The 16,601-nt window shown below is 48.7% G+C and carries 18 protein-coding genes; 11 read left to right on the top strand and 7 right to left on the bottom strand.

Annotated features, from left to right (window positions below; all coding sequences use genetic code 11):
* Window positions 1-57: 57 nt before the first annotated feature.
* Window positions 58-690, top strand: a complete 633-nt coding sequence (locus tag ACLVWR_RS13495; protein WP_413581167.1) for a YkvA family protein — start codon at window positions 58-60, stop codon at window positions 688-690.
* 47 nt (window positions 691-737) lie between these two features.
* Here ACLVWR_RS13495 and ACLVWR_RS13500 read toward each other — a convergent pair whose 3' ends face one another.
* Window positions 738-1,634 (bottom strand): cation:proton antiporter, encoded by an 897-nt coding sequence (locus tag ACLVWR_RS13500; RefSeq protein WP_413581168.1) that lies wholly within the window; start codon window positions 1,632-1,634, stop codon window positions 738-740.
* Window positions 1,631-2,119 (bottom strand): hypothetical protein, encoded by a 489-nt coding sequence (locus tag ACLVWR_RS13505; protein ID WP_413581169.1) that lies wholly within the window; start codon window positions 2,117-2,119, stop codon window positions 1,631-1,633. The genes ACLVWR_RS13500 and ACLVWR_RS13505 overlap by 4 nt, the downstream gene beginning before the upstream one ends.
* A 99-nt stretch (window positions 2,120-2,218) precedes the next feature.
* Here ACLVWR_RS13505 and ACLVWR_RS13510 point away from each other — a divergent pair, with 99 nt between their 5' ends.
* Complete coding sequence (locus tag ACLVWR_RS13510) at window positions 2,219-2,710, top strand: DUF1254 domain-containing protein (protein ID WP_413581170.1); 492 nt, start codon at window positions 2,219-2,221, stop codon at window positions 2,708-2,710.
* Here the strand turns inward: ACLVWR_RS13510 and ACLVWR_RS13515 are convergent.
* On the bottom strand, window positions 2,595-3,656 hold the full coding sequence (locus tag ACLVWR_RS13515; RefSeq protein WP_413581171.1) for a glycoside hydrolase family 113: 1,062 nt from the start codon (window positions 3,654-3,656) through the stop codon (window positions 2,595-2,597). The genes ACLVWR_RS13510 and ACLVWR_RS13515 overlap by 116 nt on opposite strands.
* Window positions 3,657-3,777: 121 nt before the next feature.
* On the opposite strand from ACLVWR_RS13515, the gene ACLVWR_RS13520 reads away from it, so the two are divergent.
* The 7 genes from ACLVWR_RS13520 to ACLVWR_RS13550 all read left to right on the top strand — a co-directional run bounded on the left by ACLVWR_RS13520 (window position 3,778) and on the right by ACLVWR_RS13550 (window position 11,220).
* Entirely contained in the window at window positions 3,778-4,476 is a 699-nt protein-coding gene (locus tag ACLVWR_RS13520) for a hypothetical protein (protein ID WP_413581172.1), read from the top strand.
* Window positions 4,477-4,719: 243 nt separating this feature from the next.
* Window positions 4,720-5,991 carry a hypothetical protein gene (locus tag ACLVWR_RS13525; RefSeq protein ID WP_413581173.1) on the top strand — a complete coding sequence of 424 codons (1,272 nt, stop codon included), beginning with the start codon at window positions 4,720-4,722 and terminating at the stop codon, window positions 5,989-5,991.
* Window positions 5,992-6,007: 16 nt separating this feature from the next.
* Window positions 6,008-6,670, top strand: a complete 663-nt coding sequence (locus ACLVWR_RS13530; protein WP_413581174.1) for a hypothetical protein — start codon at window positions 6,008-6,010, stop codon at window positions 6,668-6,670.
* 45 nt (window positions 6,671-6,715) lie between these two features.
* Window positions 6,716-8,125 (top strand): hypothetical protein, encoded by a 1,410-nt coding sequence (locus ACLVWR_RS13535; protein ID WP_413581175.1) that lies wholly within the window; start codon window positions 6,716-6,718, stop codon window positions 8,123-8,125.
* Window positions 8,126-8,160: 35 nt separating this feature from the next.
* Complete coding sequence (locus ACLVWR_RS13540) at window positions 8,161-9,333, top strand: hypothetical protein (protein ID WP_413581176.1); 1,173 nt, start codon at window positions 8,161-8,163, stop codon at window positions 9,331-9,333.
* 111 nt (window positions 9,334-9,444) lie between these two features.
* A complete protein-coding gene (locus ACLVWR_RS13545; protein ID WP_413581177.1) occupies window positions 9,445-10,614 on the top strand; it encodes a hypothetical protein in 1,170 nt (389 codons plus the stop codon).
* A gap of 9 nt (window positions 10,615-10,623) precedes the next feature.
* Entirely contained in the window at window positions 10,624-11,220 is a 597-nt protein-coding gene (locus tag ACLVWR_RS13550; RefSeq protein WP_413581178.1) for a hypothetical protein, read from the top strand.
* A 6-nt stretch (window positions 11,221-11,226) separates the two neighbouring features.
* Here the strand turns inward: ACLVWR_RS13550 and ACLVWR_RS13555 are convergent, their stop codons facing one another.
* Window positions 11,227-11,616 (bottom strand): hypothetical protein, encoded by a 390-nt coding sequence (locus ACLVWR_RS13555; protein ID WP_413581179.1) that lies wholly within the window; start codon window positions 11,614-11,616, stop codon window positions 11,227-11,229.
* Between the two features lie 614 nt (window positions 11,617-12,230).
* On the opposite strand from ACLVWR_RS13555, the gene ACLVWR_RS13560 reads away from it, so the two are divergent.
* Together ACLVWR_RS13560 and ACLVWR_RS13565 are read left to right on the top strand one after the other, a co-directional pair.
* On the top strand, window positions 12,231-12,794 hold the full coding sequence (locus ACLVWR_RS13560) for a cell wall hydrolase (protein WP_413581180.1): 564 nt from the start codon (window positions 12,231-12,233) through the stop codon (window positions 12,792-12,794).
* The gene (locus ACLVWR_RS13565) at window positions 12,794-13,378 is read left to right on the top strand and encodes a hypothetical protein (protein WP_413581181.1); all 585 of its coding nucleotides are present in this window, start codon (window positions 12,794-12,796) and stop codon (window positions 13,376-13,378) included. The genes ACLVWR_RS13560 and ACLVWR_RS13565 overlap by 1 nt, the downstream gene beginning before the upstream one ends.
* A gap of 3 nt (window positions 13,379-13,381) precedes the next feature.
* Here ACLVWR_RS13565 and ACLVWR_RS13570 read toward each other — a convergent pair whose 3' ends face one another.
* The 3 genes from ACLVWR_RS13570 to ACLVWR_RS13580 all read right to left on the bottom strand — a co-directional run bounded on the left by ACLVWR_RS13570 (window position 13,382) and on the right by ACLVWR_RS13580 (window position 16,583).
* Window positions 13,382-13,939: a septal ring lytic transglycosylase RlpA family protein gene (locus ACLVWR_RS13570; protein ID WP_413581182.1), complete on the bottom strand. Its 558-nt coding sequence runs from the start codon at window positions 13,937-13,939 to the stop codon at window positions 13,382-13,384.
* 146 nt (window positions 13,940-14,085) lie between these two features.
* Window positions 14,086-15,660 (bottom strand): DHA2 family efflux MFS transporter permease subunit, encoded by a 1,575-nt coding sequence (locus ACLVWR_RS13575; protein ID WP_413581183.1) that lies wholly within the window; start codon window positions 15,658-15,660, stop codon window positions 14,086-14,088.
* Window positions 15,660-16,583, bottom strand: a complete 924-nt coding sequence (locus tag ACLVWR_RS13580; protein ID WP_413581184.1) for an HlyD family secretion protein — start codon at window positions 16,581-16,583, stop codon at window positions 15,660-15,662. The genes ACLVWR_RS13575 and ACLVWR_RS13580 overlap by 1 nt, the downstream gene beginning before the upstream one ends.
* Window positions 16,584-16,601 lie beyond the last annotated feature (18 nt).

Below are 16,601 nucleotides of genomic sequence, written 5' to 3' on the forward strand. Positions count from 1 at the left end.
CAGGACGGCAAGGAAGCATCCCTTTAAATGTAACAAACACTGTGATACTATATATTTATGAAAATCAGCCAAATAAGCAAAATCAGTAAAGATACCGGATTGAGTCCTGAAAAATTGGCCGTCTATTTTCAAGTTTCCAACATGACTTTGCGTCGTTGGTTGAAAAAGGGCGGAACTGTCAGAGTTCCTGCTCAGTACGATACGAATCTTTATCAAGGCATTTTGACCATGGTAAAAGATGGCGTTATCGATAAGGACCATGAGTGCGTGAAGGAAGCTTACGAGTTTTCTCAGTCCTTGTTTGCTAACAATTCATTTATGATGATGGACCTGCAAGCAACACAGTTTGAACAATCTGGTGGCAACGAAGATGGTCTGATGGATCTATGCCTTCGTCTAGGTCAGCGTGATGACAGTCTGACTTACGTTCAAAACAATGAAACGACATTGCAAGGTCTGCAAAACAAGAGTCCAAGCATCCGTGAAAAAGTGATGACACTTTGGAACGTGCTTAAAGATGGCGATCTGCAAAAGACATCCAAATACGTGGCTGTCGGAGCAATGTACTACTTGGTTTTTCCTTTTGATTTTATCCCGGATTCAGTTCCTGGGGTGGGATTGTTGGATGACTACGCGATCCTGTCGATTGCGGTGGATCACTACCTGCGATTCAAAAACCTAAAAGGTTAAAAATGAAAAGCACCCCATAAGGGTGCTTTTTTTATGCCCGGAATCTGTTATTCCCGCAGCTTCATGAGCCGGGTCGCCGGGCCTGGAAGTAATGATGTGGCAATCGCCAGCACCACAAGTGTGGCGAAAATCTTTTCGCCAATCAGTCCTTGTTGCAGCGCTAAATTGGCAATGATGATTTCCACCGCTCCTCGGGAATTCAGCGTAACGCCAATCAGGATGCTGCTTTTCGCTGAGTAGCCCATTTTTCTGGCCACCCAATAGCTGCCGCCCCATTTGCTGGCGCTGGCCAAAACAAACACCACTAGAACCTGGTAGACATCCAGGTTCTGCCACAAGTTCAGCTTCCAGCCGATGCTCACAAAAAACACCGGTGCAAAAATCCATGAATTCAAATGCAACAAGGTCGAGCGCAGTTTTGCACTTGGAAAAGGCGTATCGGAAAGCGCCAATCCCAAAAAGAATAAGACCAACGACAAGTGAGTGATGAACCAGCTTTTAAAACTGTCTGCTGGCAGGATCAGGGCAAAGAACACCCAGGCCAGAATATCACATAGAGTGGCTGTTGCTATGATCAGACGCCCTAAGTCCGTGTGATAGATTTTCAGATCTTTCAGAACTTGGATTGCAACCGGCAGAGCTGAAACCGCCAAAGCCAAGGCGATAAAGACGTAGCTCGCAGAGCCCGCCAAAGGGGTGTCGCGCAGGATAACCATCGCGGTAATCAATCCCGCTACGAAGGGGAATAAAAAAGCTCCGACGCTCAGTTTGGCTGCCGGCAATAATTGACGCCCCAGTGATTTGAAGCTGAGTTCAAGTCCGGCCACAAATAAAAACAGATAAGAGCACATGCTGGCGATGTGGGTGGCAACAGGTGGGAGTGAGATTTTAAGGGCGGAAGGCCCCAGCAATAATCCTGCAAAGAGAAAAAGAAACAGTTTCATTTGCGGGACTTTCTCCAGGCAAAGAAAATCAACGTGCCAGCGGATGTTGCCAAGGCAAGAATCAGATAAATACGATTTTCTGTTGTGGGTTCGTTGGATGACTGAATCCCAAAATAATAGACAGCTGTTTTTAGAATCAAACCGGATTGAATCACAGTCCAGACATAGGGAAACATCTCCCAGAATGTCTTTTGTTCTTCGGTTTGCACTTTCGGGCGTTTTTCAAAGGTCGGTGCAAAGCCCCAGTATTGATTGCGATGAAAATCCGTGACCACCGCGTTCCATGCTTCACGAAGCTGGGCTGAACTGACCGGGTTTTCACCGGATTGCACAAGCTTCGCTTCCAGTTTTTGCAAAGCGATCTCTTGCAGGCGCAGTTCGTCGGCTTCCGTAAAATATCCCCGTGAAGTCGAAAAGTCCTGGCGGAAATTTCGCTGTGATTCAGTAAGAGCTTGTTGGGATTCGGGGGACAGGGGAGCATTCATGGCGCGCAATTTATGACGGAGGTCCGGAGTTTGTCAAAAGCCTTATTGTTTTGAAGGGGAGTTGAAACGACTCTGAAAGCACTGTCTCGGGGAGGCTCCATGGGATCAAGACACAAGGTACTTTCGCTGTTCGGTGTGGCTTTGCTGTGTTGTGCAAGTATTGAAAGCGCGCGGGCACAGAATATGGGAGCCCAGCGCGAGGATTTGAAAAAGATTGCCGCGGATACCTACATTTACGCTTATCCGATGGTTGTGATGGCGACCACCCGGGAAGTGATGACGGCTGTGCCACGGGCCAACCACGATCAGGCTCCGGTCAATCAGTTGGCCAGCAAAAGAGTACTTCCCGATGGAAAAGCAACGCAGGCTTATCCGGAACCGGATACGCTGACCAGTCTTGCGTGGTTGGATTTAAAAGAGCCGCAGGTGGTATCGATTCCCAATGCCGGAAATCGTTTCGTGGTTTTTTCAATGATCAGTGCCTGGGGTGAAGTGTTTGCCTCCCCCGGCAGCAGAGTTGGTGGCAACAATGAAAAACAGCTGCTGCTGCCTGAACTGCCAGAGTCTTACGGGTGTTTGTGGCCGTGTTGATTTGGTTGAGCGAGTTCTGCAGTTGCAGTGCATACTGCATGGAAAAAGGAGTGAGCACTTGTTTTAATTTTTCATATTCAGTGGGGTACTTGGTACTGGCGGCCCCTAGGGCGCGATAGTAGTCGACCCCGATAAAGTCCAGTTCACTCCAGAAACTGCGCAGGTACTGCTGGTGCAGAATTTCCTGATTGGTGCGGGGAGAGTAAGTGAGGTCGTGGCGCCACTGTTCAAATTCGCCACCCCAGGTTTTAACTCCGTCCTCCATGACGTATTGATCTGTGTAATTCACTCCGTAAGTGATTTGCACTTTGTTGCCAAGAATTTGTCGCGCCCGATAGATAAATTGAATCCACAGATCAGGACGGCCGAATCTTTGATTGCGACTGCGACTGCCCATTCCCGAGGTGAGTGAATGCATTTCTGCACCGATGGAATACCAGGCGGCACCAGTTCGTGCGGCGATCCTCATGTAGCGCGCATGATAGGTGAAGAAACTGCGAAACCACAATTCGGGATCTGTGGGATTGATGTTTCCATGCCACCACAGGTAACCATTTTCATCTTCATAGGGGAATTCCCATTTGGGACCAATCACCAAGAGGATGGGTCTGAAGGCGACTCTCAGTCCGATGCTTCTGGCATATTGGAGTGTGGCCTCCAGATTGCGTTCCTCTTCGGCCTGTTGATCCACGGGTACGACGGAAAATACGGTGTTTGAGGTTCCCCCAATCATCTGCCCGCGAAAATTAAAGATAACGGTGGTCACACCAAGGTCCTTAATCTTCTGTAGAAGGCGTCGTACGCGATCACCTTGCTCTGTATTGTCGATGCGAAAGCCACTGGACCAATATGTGATGATATTCACCGCGGACTCTCTGGATTCAGCCGCAGGTGTCACTGACAAGGCAACTAATATAATGGCAAGACCCAGAATTAGTTTTTTCATATCTCTATTTTTATGCACCTGTACCGATTTGCAAGCTGACTGCCAACACAAGGCCAAGGGCTTTGGGATCCAGTGCGAAACTTCAAATTCTCTCTGAAATGGAATCCCTTACAATGAGACTATGGGAATTACAGCGTTGCTATTTCTGATTCTGTTTGTAAATTCAAAAGCGGTGGCCTCTGGCGAGGCTCCACCATTATATGAGAGCGTTTTGTTTGTTGGCGACGATCGCGTGGCGGGCCCATTTGGAAATGCCGTGGATCGCTATTTGCGGACGATAGCTGTGGATGTCAATACTGTGGCGGTTTGTGGCTCGACTGCAGATACCTGGATTGGAGTCAGTTCGGACTATGCGCCCTCCAGTTGTGGATTCTGGCAACGTAATGAGGAAGGGCAGGAAAGTGTAAGCAAGGAAGTAAAGCGCCGCTTGATTCCTGAAGAGCTGGCAAAGGCAAATCCGGATTTGACCGTCATTGCTCTGGGAACTTACATGCTAAATAATTCCCGGGAAATGGAAAATCAGAGAGATGCCATCGGGAAAATTCTCAATGAAGTGGAGAAAGTGGCAAGCAAATGTATTTGGATTGGTCCCCCTCGACAAAAAAAAGATCCCTTTGCGGCAAACTTGGGCGCAGGTGTTAAGACTCTTAAAGATATCCTTAAAAAAAGAAGCTGTGACTTTGTCGACAGCAGTAACTTATCCACCGCTGAAGTGATTCGGAGTATTGAGAAACTTAATCGCCCCTCGGCCAAGGATGTTCGGGAATTGGAGAATGTTGTTCCGGGAAGTATCGGACCTCCTTCCCAGGCTCCGCGATAAGCACTTTTTTTAAAAAAATGCGCTCAAAAGGCCCCGGTTTTGGTGCTTAAAATTCGGGCAAAATGTCAATTTTCATCTCTGAATTCTGATCAAAGCGTGGAGTCAAGACCGACCATTGGAAATCTCTTAGACGAAAACCCCCTGGTGCAAAAAACTTCTCCAGTATCAAGTTGAGATTGCAACCTTTTTTTGTGGGGGTTGGGTCATTTTCAAGCGAAAATTGTCGATAAGGGCTTGGGGGATATGATGCGATTCTTGATGACCACACTCATTGTTGTAGGGCTGCTGTCCGTAGGGCAGTCAGTGCATGCACAGGTAAAACCTGTGACAAGTGCTGCGGACCCTTCTGCAATGGAATTGAAAGCGCGTAAGATCTATGAGCGTCTGACCGGAACAAAACTTCCTGCAGACAGTCCCATTGTTTCGCAAATGGTTGCATTGCTGAACAAAGGTGATGTGATGGGTGCTGCGCAAATCGCGACAGCCGATAACAACTTTCTGAACATCACAGTGAAGTTGATGGCGTTGAAGCTTTCAACTCGTGATGAAACAATTAAAACAGAATTGAATGACATGGTGGCGACTTTCATCGGCGTCACTCGTGATCAGACCGACGCCCGCGAACTATTGACGGGCAATATCTACTATATGGGGAGCGGTGCGAACGTGCGCTCTGATATGGTGGCGGATTTGTTGATCTCCAATAATCACTATGTGGATTTGGAAGCGCAACGCGTGAACCTTGCAACAAACCTGGTGCGCAGAACCGGCCAACAGATTGCGACCAGTGCGACAACGTCTGTGGCAAATCCGGATCCTGCCGGTGTCTTGACGTTGCGTGCTTTTATGGGTGCGCATGCCTCGGCGGGAACAAACCGTCGTCTGGTTGAATATACTTTCCGTGAATTTATGTGTGTGCCTTTGAATGACTGGGCTGACACGGGTGCGTCTGACGTGCGTATCGGTCGCGATATCGACCGTTTTCCTGGTGGCGACCATATGAAGTTTGCGACGTCCTGCAAAGGGTGCCACACCGTGATGGATGGTTTCCGTGGGGCTTTTGCCAAATGGGATTTTGATGCCTTGGGTATCAAGCATTCTGACGTGAACACGCGTGGTGGTTCACCGGCGGAGTATCGTATCGCCGCGGACACAACGACAGGTGTTGTGATTAAAATGAATCGCAACAACTCGGTATTCCCATCCGGCTATGTGACTACCAACACGTCCTTCGTGAACAATGCCATCAGAACTAAGAATGCTGATTTCTTTGAGTGGCGCGGTGATGCACTCAGTGGTAATGGCGCAGCCGGTTTCGGCCGTGTGGTTTCGAACTCCCGCCGTTTCAGTCAGTGTATGGCGAAAACAGTATTTGAAACTGTTTGTCGTAAGAGTCTGGATCCTGTCAACGACAAAGCCCGCTTGAAAGAGTGGGGGGACGAGTTCGAACAGAACGGTTACAAGCTAAAAGCATTGTTCGAAAGAATGGCCACTAAAACAGAGTGTTTGAACTAAGGTGAAGGGGGGATTTATGAATAAGAAGTATATCAAGTTTCTATTTTACGTTCTTCCTTCAATGATCTTCGTGACGGTCAGTTTCAATAACTGTGGTCGTTATGGTGAGTTGCCGGTGAGTGAGGATTTTTCCTCTACCAGTGGCGGGACAGTTCAGGAAACCGACTCCGAGAAGCTGGGAATTCCTTATGCCCTGCTTTCTGCTGAACAGACCATGGCTTCCATGATGCGGGTGACGAACGTAACTGCGGTGAGCACGGCTTTGTCATCAGAATATAGCAATCGTTACGGTGCCCTGGCAGCGGGGAATGACTTAAGCATGGCCAACGGTCCTTTAATGCTCAGTGCGACCAGTCTAGCCGGTGAAGTTTGTAACTCGTTGCTGACGACAGAGAAAGCACAGGCGGCAGCGCAACGTGCTTTCTTTGGCAGTGTGAATTTCGCCGCAGGTGTGAGTTCGTTGACCGACGCAGCTTTCGAATCCAGCGTGCGTGGCATGGCTCGCTCTTATTGGGGCAGAAATATCAGCATGGAAGAATTGGCTCTTTTGCAAGGATATAAGACTGAGTTCATAGCGGCCCTGGCAGCAGCGGCGCGTACTCAGGCGGCATCCACGAATGGATTGATGTTGTCGACTTGTGCGGCAATGCTGTCCAGTTTTGATGCTATTACGTACTAGTTTTTGATTTAAGTTTTATTAGCAGGACTTCTCTGGGGGGAGAATATGGCAAAAAATAAAAAAGACATCCCTATGTGGGCGCAATCTGGTCATAAGAAACCAGTCAGCCGTCGTGACTTTTTGTCAGCGGGAATGATTCCGTTTGCAGCGCACATGTTTGTGCCAAACTGGATGTCTTTAGTGTTGGGGAATTCCGCTCATGCAGCGACAGCGGCGGATTGCCCGATTCCAAACTCATTGATTCCCTTTGTGACAGTCAATCTAAGTGGCGGTGCCGCGATGGCCGCGAACTATGTGCCACAGAATGCCGCTCGCCAGCCGATTTCGACTTATAACAAACTGGGGCTTGGAAACAACCAGGTTCCTATCGAGCGCACATTCGGTAATGCGCCGTTTGCCGGCAATGGCATCAGTAAGTTTTTGACCGGGCTTAAAGCCCGAGCGTCAACAACGACCATTTCAAAAACAGCGTTCATCGCGTTTTGTGTGGACTCCCAGAATGATACCAATGCGAACAAGTTTGACGTGTCTGGTGCTATCACCAAGGCCGGGCTTGTTGGTTCCAATTTGCCTAACATGGGCAATCGCAACACGCGCACGGGTATGAATCAGTCTTCGGGCTTTGCCGCTCCACCAGCGCCGTTGGTGGTGAGTAACTATACTTCGTTACTTACTTCGATTGGTTACAGTTCGTCATTGAATACCTCACTGAACGCCTCTCAAAAAGGATCCTTGGTTAAATTGATGAGCAACCTTACTGAGTCTCAAACTCGTAAGATCGCCTCCATTCAGGGCGGCGAAACCGTTAAAACGGTTCTGGATTGCGCGGGTATCAAAAATATTGATGTCTTGGCAAAAGGGAATTCGGCTGTGGATCCGCGCTCCAGCGCAAGCGTTGCCAGTGTATGGGGCATCAATGCCAATACCGCAAATAACAACCGAGAATTGTTGTTTGGTGCGATGGTTTATAACACACTGCTTGGACAAGCCGGTTCTTCCAATCTTGAAATTGGTGGTTATGACTACCATAACAACACTCGTACTGCGGGTGATGCCAAGGACCTGGACGCTGGTAATGAAGTGGGCCGTATTCTTGAAACTGCCAACGTCCTGGGTAAGCCTGTGATGGTGTTGGTTGTTTCGGATGGCTCTGTGTACAGTGATCCTTCTGAGGACCGTGCGGCACCTTGGGTTGGTGATCGCGGTCATGGTATTGCGTACTTGTTTTATTACGATCCTGCAGGTCGTCCTGCAACCAGTGACTACCAAGTGGGTCACTTTAACAACAACCAGGCTTCTGATCCGACCTTTGTGACGGGTTCGAATCCTGAATTGGTGGCAGCAGCCGTTTTTGCGAACTGGTGTCAGGCCAATAAACGTATGGATTTGTTTGATCGGGTGGGTGGTCGTATCCTGGATACGAATCAGCTGTCTCAAGTGATCAAAGTCGCCTAATTGATATTGTATTTGTTCGTTTGCTCGGGGGAGTGATGGGGACTAAGATAGGACAAAAATTATTCTGGGCCGTTGGGGCTGTGGTCACGCTTGTTGCATTCAACAACTGTGGCGAGGGCTTCATCATGAGCAGTGTGTCCGGTGGCAGTGCGTATTTCTCCACGGCTAGCGGGGAAACCTGCGAGGAAGCGATCGTAAAAGTGTATGCAAATACTTTTCATCCCTTCCTGGCACAAACGTGCAGTGGCTGCCATATTACCGATGGTCCGGGTTTGGGTGTCTTTGGTTCTCCAGATGTGAAAACTTCCTATGTGGCTTTTTCGGCGGTAGGCGCTGCGAAAATTTCATCTCAAGCGGTAAACGCTTCCCATAAACCACCTTATACGGGACCTGCGAATCAGGCGCGCATCACTGAAATCAATACTTACTGGTCTGCGGCTCAGGAAAAGTATGCAGAGTGCTTGGTTGAGACCGGTGTGACGGCTCCTTCCAGCGCCGTGAAGTCTGCTTCGGTCACTGTTCCAGCAAATTTGGCGACGACTACCGCTTTCCAAACCATGACATTTGATTTGGCTGCGGCAACTCCGTCCACGCCGTTAACGGCGACTATTGAAATCCGTCGTGCTGTGGTGGGGGGTGTGACTCAGGGTTATGAGTTCCGCAATCCATCTTTGCGTTTGAAAAACACCTCGTCCGGAAGTTATCAGGTACAGATGATCACGATCCATGCGAACGATGTTTTGGCTTCTGAAGTAACAACTTATCAAAACGTGAATGCGGTTATTTCCACGACGGCAGCGACCAATCTGTCCGCTGGAACTGCAAATGCGCTGCTGGTGATGACTCCAAATACCACGGATAAGATCGCGTTGGAATTTGCAACACTAAGATCGACCAGTGCGACGAATCCAACGCCGACTCCAACAGCGACAGCCACGGCGTCACCAACAGCAACTCCGACCAATGTGACATTCTCACAGTTGGTGGCCAGCGGTGGTGTGTTCGCAAACAGCTGCGTGTCCTGCCATGCTCCTGGCAAAGCCAGTGGGGGATTGGATTTGACCAATTATGCAGCGGCAAGACTTGCGGCAGCGAATATCAAATCCCGCATGAACAACGCCAACAATCCGATGCCGACAAGTGGAATCTTGCCGGAAGCCCAACGCAATATCGTCAACTCTTGGGTGGATAACGGTGCTCCTCAGTAGGGAGCACTGCAAAATACTCCTTCATATTCCGTGCTTTTGATTTGCGCCTCATGGACAGGAACCCTAAACTGAAGCTCCAATTCGGTTTTGTTCTTCAAATGAGGTTGCAGCGTGATTTTTGTTCTGCCGATATTGTTATTGTTGGGAAGCCTGGTTTCCGAACCAGCGCAAGCGTATCCAGATTTTATTTCGTATGGATACAATACGTGCATCACTTGTCATTATAACGGTCAGGGCAATGGACCCTTAACCGATTATGGTCGCGCTCTTTTCGCAACCGAGATCGCATCTCGTGCTGTTTTTAAATCCACAAAGACAGAGGAAGAGATCGCTGCCAGTTCAGGTTTCCTGGGCTCCACGCAATTGCCATGGTGGGTTCGCCCCGGAATTAAGTACCGCGGGATCTATTTTCAAAACAACCCAGGTGGATCTGCTGCCGTCAGTAAATATATCACGATGCAGGCTGATGCCAATGTCGCGCTTCAGTTGGATCGTGCCGGTAAGTATTTGTTTGTTCTGTCGGGGGGGTATCAACCCACGCCGGCATCTCGCGCCAACATCGAAGATCCTGATAATAAGAACATGATCTCCCGCGAACATTATTTCCGTTGGAAGTACAGCAAGTCGCTTTTCACTTATGTGGGGTTGATGGATAAAGTTTTTGGTCTCCGTATCGCCGACCACACGGCCTACAGTCGTAATGTCACGGATCTTGCGCAAAATGACCAATCCACAGGGGTGATTACCCAGTATTACGCTGATGGTTGGGAAGTAACGGGGAACGTATTCGTTGGGAACCTGCTTCAGGAAAAAGAGGACGTCCGGCAAAAAGGGGCGTCGGTCATGTTTGAGTACGACGTCGCTGATCAAAATCGCGTTGGGATATCAGCTCTGGCTTCACGCAACGAATACGTCGAGAAAACCCGAATGGCCGTGCATCAGAAGCTGGGTTTTTCCAAGGGCGACAGTTTGTTGACCGAGCTGGGGTTTGTTAAAGACAGTCCTCTTTCCAAGCCCAGTGACAAAATGGGTGGCTATTTGATGTTGCGGAATTTGACCCGGATTTCCCGCGGCTACAATATTCTGAGTCAGATTGAATACTACAATCCAACTCTGTCTGCAGATTCCTCGGATATGTTCAAATGGTCCTTTGGTCTTTTGGCTTTCCCGATGCCACGCATGGAGTTCCGTGCCGGTTTTGTTAATGGACGTACTATCAACGACGACAGTGTCACTCAAGACACGTGGATGCTGCAAAGTCAGTTGCACTTGTCACTGTAGGAGACGGGTATGAAAAGTATTATTTTGTTACCTCTGATCATTCTGGTTTCTTTAAACTGTCATGCGCAAAGATCTGTGACTCGTGTTGTGCCTCCGATGGAAAAGTGGCTGTTGTCGGCAGAATTTAATTCTTGGGTTGAGAAACTTTCGATCACGGACAATGTCGGTGGCACGCAGGAATCCAAAGCTTCCTACTACGGATTTGGAGTGGGAGTTGAAAAAAACATCTACTACGCGAACTGGGGATGGGGTGTTGGTGGTGGTATTGCCAGTGGCAGTGCTGTGGGGGGCGATAAGAACTCTGGTCTGAATTACTTCGAAGCCCGGGTGCCGTGGATGGCGTTCAGAATTACGCCACGTATCTTTTACCGTTTGGGACCGAAGGTTGATTTGGGTCTGGATTTGTCGACGTATATGAAGAACGTCAATTGGTCTTCCGGATCCAGTGGCAACATGACTGTTCAGTCGGGTTCAAAATTAATTTCCGGTGGCTTTGTGGATTTGCGTGCCCGTTTAAGCGAGCGCTTTGAATACATTCAGAGCATGGGTATGGTTTACAAGGACGAGACGATGTATTGGAGAATTGGCCTCGCTTACAGAATGTAGGCGAGTTTACATGATACCTAAAATCCAGGTTTCGATTGTTTGAATCTGTGAGTTGCTCAAGCTGTAAGAAGGCGGCATGTTGCCAGTCGAATTGACGCTGTTGCCTCTGAGCTTCGTATAAATTTGCGAACCGGACAGATTTCCCGGGGAAACCAATCCCAAAGCAATAAACTGAGCTTCAGAAATATTACCCCAGCTTTGATGGCTGGCTTGAGTGTGGCAAGTAGCGCATTCTGTTCTTAGAATAGCTTGGGCTGCCTGAAAAGCGGGAGTGCCGCCGCCACCTTCACCGTAAATGTCTGCGTCGTAGTAGGACGAATTGTAGGACTGACCACAGCTCAATGGAGCTAAGAGTGCCAGTCCAAGTACAATAGTCGTCAGAAAATTAGTTTTCATTTTCAAGCTCATGAATCTATTAAGCCACGACCCTGGCCCTCTGAGAAGTAAACAATGGTCCAAGTCTTGTTTCCGTGCGCATTTTTGTCTCAGTCTGGGCTTCTTGGTATGACTCCAAAGTTATCAAGAATTGGACTTTCTTTGTGTAAAGAGCGAGGTGTGTTTTTCAGTGAGGAGGATGCCGTTGTATTCGTCCACAAGAATTCTTTTTTGCCGATGTAAGCTTGGGTACTCGCCGGATTTGAATTTTTTCCAGCGTAGCCACGAATGGAATGCTTCAAAACTTTCGGGGTCTAAATTTATAACCAAGCCAAGACAGCAGTAGAACCAAGCTAGTGCAGCCGACCCACATTGAAACTCGCTGTTGAGACGTCACTAAGAAAGATATTAGAACAAGTGCAGTAAGTGCAAAAAGGGCATTGCGCAGGATTCGCATAAATTTACGCAGAAGTTTTGCCATACAAGCTCTTATCGACATGAGTTTGTTTGAAATGAAGTGTTTCCTGGCTCTGGATTAGGATGGGGTTGGACCAAAGGCGTATGTGGTAGTTCAATCTGTTCGGGTAGGTGAGAAAGGTCTTCCGAATGTGAGGTAAATGAGTAAAATAAGAGAGATGAGACTATTTTCCAGTGCCTTTCTGATGATTGTCGGTTTGTCGTTCGTGGATACTTCTGCATGGGCGGCGTCTTTGACCTGTAATAAAAGGCAATCGGCAACGACTTGCATGATCTGTAATTGCTATCACGAAACTCGCGGAGAAAATTTCGACGGAATGGTTGCCGTGAACAAAGTCGTTTTGTCACGGGCGGAAGATGACGCTTTTCCAAGTACGGTTTGTGGAGTTGTTTTTGATGATTCCCAATTCAGTTGGACTCAGGATAATTTAGGCAACAACATCAGAGCAACTAAGGACGAGGACAAGGATGCCTTGGATAGATGCAAAAAGGCTGTGAACCTGTCAGTTCGTGAAGGCCCGAATGATGTGATTTATTACTACAATCCAAGTCTGGCATCTCCGGGGTGGGCACGGAGAATGAAAAAGTGCGGTAAAGTCGACAGTCACGTATTCCTGGTTCCTCGCGAAGACAAATGTCCTCGCAAGTTGGGCGCCATTAAAAAGTATACGGATGCACCAGCCGGAAAAACTCCTGCGAAATCCAAAGGAGGGCGTCAATAATGAAAACAGTTTTGCTGGGCATTCTATATGGCGTAAGTTGTTCTGCGGTGGCGGCTCCGATCGCGGTTTCCAAGGACAATGGGGTAGAGATCTCGGTTCAAGATGGGAAGACGAAGATTTCAGTGCCAGCCGAAGCTAAAAAGGCTCTGGCGCAATGGAATCCTGAGTTCTTGGTTTTTGATCTGAAGGACTATGGCAGCTCTGTCGTGAGTTTGGTTAAAGAAGTTGAACCCCGTGGTGTGCCTATGGCGTTCATCGCGGACTTCGATAATAACGGCGAGAAAGACATTGTTCTTCTGGGAGCGGATTTAAGTCAGCAATATGCCGTGGCGCTGACCAAGTCAGGCTCAGGCTGGAAGGCTGTGGAAATCCAGAAATGGAAAATCCAAAATATCGAAAAAACCGTCACTAAAAATGAGAACAAGCAAAAAGAGGTCGGCATCCCGTTATACGTGATTCCAGCTCAGGATGAACACGCCAAGAAGCTTGGAAAAAATACCGGTATTCAAATTGAAAGTTATATGGGCACGGCCAGCGTCTATGAAATCAAAGACGGCAAAGCCGAGCAGGTCATTCTTAAGTAGGAATTAGAAGTCATTCGCCGAAATTTGGGCTGCGACCTTGTCATCACAACGGCCCGATCCATCTGCAGGCTTTAACAGACACTCAACTTCCACATCAGTCAAATCATCGCCGCCCAGCGCGCGGGAAGCGGCAGCGGAAAGGTCAATCACTCGGCCGCGTTTGCCGCCACCTTTATCGTTGATACAAACCACCACTGAGCGATCACCACTGGAAACGCGAACCCAGCTGCCCATCGGGTATTGTCGGGAAGCGCTTCGTAGAATGGCTGCGCGAAGTTTTTCCGGTCTCATGACCTCGCCACTGGCGGTGCGTTTGCCCGCGAAGCTATCGCGGCCGCGAATGCCGTAAACTGAAGCCACTCCAGACTCTTTGCCTTTGCAGGAGTTGTAACCGGGAACTTCCTTGGGCTTTTCGGAAATATGCTTTTTTACGTCGGAGATATCCGTTGTAAACTTCGAAAGAGAACCCGTGGGCTCGCAGGCCGGTGCTGTATTACCTTGAGACATCAAGGGGACCATCAGGAAAATCAGAAGTGTGGAGGCAAATTGAATCTTAATCATGTGATTAAGATATTCAAATCAGATGCCAGAGAAATGCCGACTCCGGTGCTTTTAGTGGGGCTTCCAGGGTGATTTGGAAGCCTAACGAATAAATAGTTTTAGACAGCTGTCAGGATCTGGACGATCTCACTCTGAGACAGCGGGAATCAGTGCGCTTCGCCGCCACCGCCGCCTTTGACTTTGTCACACAGAAGAATCAATACAGAGCTTGCCACCAGAGCAACAGCCACGAACTTAAAGCAGTCGTTAAAACTTAAAAGGTTCGCTTGTTTGCGAACCAGAACATCCAGTGTGGCGATGGCCTTTTGATGAGCGGTCACGACATCCGCACCACGACTCATGAAAAAGCCTTCCAGGTCAGCGATACGCTGCTGGGTGTTTTTGTGAAACAGACTGACTCCTTCCGTCAGCATGGCAGAGTGAAACTTTTCGCGGTGGCTCATCATGGTTCCCAATAGAGCGATCCCCACGGAGCCACCCAGGTTGCGAAGCATGTTGAACAGTCCGGAAGCGGATCCCACGTCTTGCGGGGCCACAAGGCCCGTGGTGATTGTGGAAAGCGGAATCATCAGCAGCGGTTGCCCCATGGCGCGCACAATTTGCGACCACATCAGCTGGTCATAACCAACATCCGCGGTCATATGACTGTTCATCAAACAGCTGATGCCGAAAATATTAATACCAATAAAAGCCAACCAGCGCGCATCGACACGCGCCAGAATCTTCGGAACAAAGGGCAGAATCAGCAATTGAGGAATACCAGCCCACATCATCGTGCGCCCGATGTCGACGGAGTTGTACCCTTGAATCGTCGCCAGATACAGTGGCAACAGGTAAAGTGCTCCATACATCGCAAGGCCCACGACGAAGTTCACCAGGCAGCCGAATCCGAAATTCTTTTGCATCAGCAAGCGCAGATTGATGAATGGATTTTTGATTTTAAGTTCAATCCACAGGAAAGCTGTCAGGAAAACCAGTGAGGAAATCGCAAGCCAGATAATTGTCGTGGAGTTAAACCAGTCTTTGCGTTCGCCTTCCTCCAGAAAGATCGTCAAAGAGGAGAGGCCGATCGCCATGGTGATAATACCCCAACGATCGATCTGTTTTAGCAGATCCAGTTGCTTGGGGGCTTTGTCGATACCGAAGTAGATTGCGGCCATCAGGAATGCGCCGGGAATCAGATTCATGTAAAAGACCACGGACCAGTGAAACATTTGGGTCAGGTAGCCACCGACAGTGGGGCCGATCGCAGGAGCAAAGGTCGCAGTGATGGCAAACATCGCCATACCGATATTGCGTTTGCTTGTGGGCATTCTAAGGATGACTTGAAAGGCGAGGGGGATCAGTGCTCCGCCGGTTGCACCTTGCAGGGCGCGGAAGATAATCATCGATTCCAGATTCCACGCCAGACCACAGGCAACGGAAAAGATCAGAAACAGAATTGAAGTCCACGTCAGGTAAGTGCGCAGTGAAAACACCCGCGTCAGCCAGCCACTGATCGGAATGATCACGATTTCTGCGACCAGGTACGAGGTTGAAATCCAGGAGCCCTCTTCAAGCGTGGCTCCCAATCCGCCGGTGATGTCACGGATCGAGGCATTGGTGATTTGAATATCCAGAATGGCCATAAAGGCCCCCAGCACCGCTCCGAAAACGGCCAACCAGGATTTAAAAGTCATCGGGGGTTCAGTGCTTGAACCATGAGCGATATCGGCAGACATTAGTGAATTCTAACGGAGACTTCTGTGGACATGCCTGAGATCAGCTTATCTTCGTAACCTTTCATATCTTCTTTATCGAAAACAATTTTTACGGGAATACGTTGAACAATCTTAGTGAAATTTCCTGTCGCATTGTCTGGAGGCAGTAGCGAGAAAGTGGAACCAGAGCCCGGAGCAATACTCTCCAGATGCCCTTTGAAAGTCTTGCCAGGGATGGCGTCGATTTTGATTTCAACGTTCTGACCGATTTGGAAATGACGAATCTGACTTTCCTTAAAGTTTGCCTCGATCCACGGTTCATTTTCAATCAGTGCCATCAACGGTTGTCCGGGTTGAACCAGCTCTCCGGTTTCAACATTTCGTTTACCGATCTTCCCATCTTCAGGAGCAAGGATGGAAGTGTACTCCAACTGTAACTGTGCTTTCTGCAATTCCGCCTCAGTCACGAGTGCATCGGATTGGTATTGATCGAACACCGGGCGTTCGGAAGGTCCCAAGTTTGCAAAACCATTGAAGCGACCCAGGTCACGATGGGATTTCCCGTAGCGAGCTTGAGCGGCCTTTACTTGCACTTCATAATCGCGTTTGTCCAGACGAACCAGGACATCGCCTTTTTTGACGTGCTGATTATCCTTCACCAGAACTTCCACAACGGTTCCAACAATGCGTGGACTGACGGTGTGCAGGTGAGCTTTAACGAAAGCATCATCGGTGCCTTCAAAAAAGAAAATGTTATAGGTGGTGATGGAAATCAAAATTATTGCAATGAGGCCCACGAACTTTGCGGTTCGTTGCTGCTTCGGCGTGAGGTTGATTTTTCCAAGAGGACTCTGTTTGATTTTCTCTTTCAGTGGGGTGGGAATTAGTAGTCTGGAAAGAGACCGAAACGTTAGATTTGATAAAGGCGTGGTAGCAGAAGACATAGGACACTCCATTTGGAA

Source organism: Bdellovibrio sp. HCB288 (assembly GCF_047305935.1).
GTDB lineage: Bacteria > Bdellovibrionota > Bdellovibrionia > Bdellovibrionales > Bdellovibrionaceae > Bdellovibrio.

Coding starts and splice junctions, on each gene's coding strand:
- ACLVWR_RS13495 (WP_413581167.1), top strand. CDS start 58: ATGAAAATCAGCCAAATAAGCAAAATCAGTAAAGATACCGGATTGAGT.
- ACLVWR_RS13500 (WP_413581168.1), bottom strand. CDS start 1,634: ATGAAACTGTTTCTTTTTCTCTTTGCAGGATTATTGCTGGGGCCTTCC.
- ACLVWR_RS13505 (WP_413581169.1), bottom strand. CDS start 2,119: ATGAATGCTCCCCTGTCCCCCGAATCCCAACAAGCTCTTACTGAATCA.
- ACLVWR_RS13510 (WP_413581170.1), top strand. CDS start 2,219: ATGGGATCAAGACACAAGGTACTTTCGCTGTTCGGTGTGGCTTTGCTG.
- ACLVWR_RS13515 (WP_413581171.1), bottom strand. CDS start 3,656: ATGAAAAAACTAATTCTGGGTCTTGCCATTATATTAGTTGCCTTGTCA.
- ACLVWR_RS13520 (WP_413581172.1), top strand. CDS start 3,778: ATGGGAATTACAGCGTTGCTATTTCTGATTCTGTTTGTAAATTCAAAA.
- ACLVWR_RS13525 (WP_413581173.1), top strand. CDS start 4,720: ATGATGCGATTCTTGATGACCACACTCATTGTTGTAGGGCTGCTGTCC.
- ACLVWR_RS13530 (WP_413581174.1), top strand. CDS start 6,008: ATGAATAAGAAGTATATCAAGTTTCTATTTTACGTTCTTCCTTCAATG.
- ACLVWR_RS13535 (WP_413581175.1), top strand. CDS start 6,716: ATGGCAAAAAATAAAAAAGACATCCCTATGTGGGCGCAATCTGGTCAT.
- ACLVWR_RS13540 (WP_413581176.1), top strand. CDS start 8,161: ATGGGGACTAAGATAGGACAAAAATTATTCTGGGCCGTTGGGGCTGTG.
- ACLVWR_RS13550 (WP_413581178.1), top strand. CDS start 10,624: ATGAAAAGTATTATTTTGTTACCTCTGATCATTCTGGTTTCTTTAAAC.
- ACLVWR_RS13555 (WP_413581179.1), bottom strand. CDS start 11,616: ATGAAAACTAATTTTCTGACGACTATTGTACTTGGACTGGCACTCTTA.
- ACLVWR_RS13560 (WP_413581180.1), top strand. CDS start 12,231: ATGAGACTATTTTCCAGTGCCTTTCTGATGATTGTCGGTTTGTCGTTC.
- ACLVWR_RS13565 (WP_413581181.1), top strand. CDS start 12,794: ATGAAAACAGTTTTGCTGGGCATTCTATATGGCGTAAGTTGTTCTGCG.
- ACLVWR_RS13570 (WP_413581182.1), bottom strand. CDS start 13,939: ATGATTAAGATTCAATTTGCCTCCACACTTCTGATTTTCCTGATGGTC.
- ACLVWR_RS13575 (WP_413581183.1), bottom strand. CDS start 15,660: ATGTCTGCCGATATCGCTCATGGTTCAAGCACTGAACCCCCGATGACT.
- ACLVWR_RS13580 (WP_413581184.1), bottom strand. CDS start 16,583: ATGTCTTCTGCTACCACGCCTTTATCAAATCTAACGTTTCGGTCTCTT.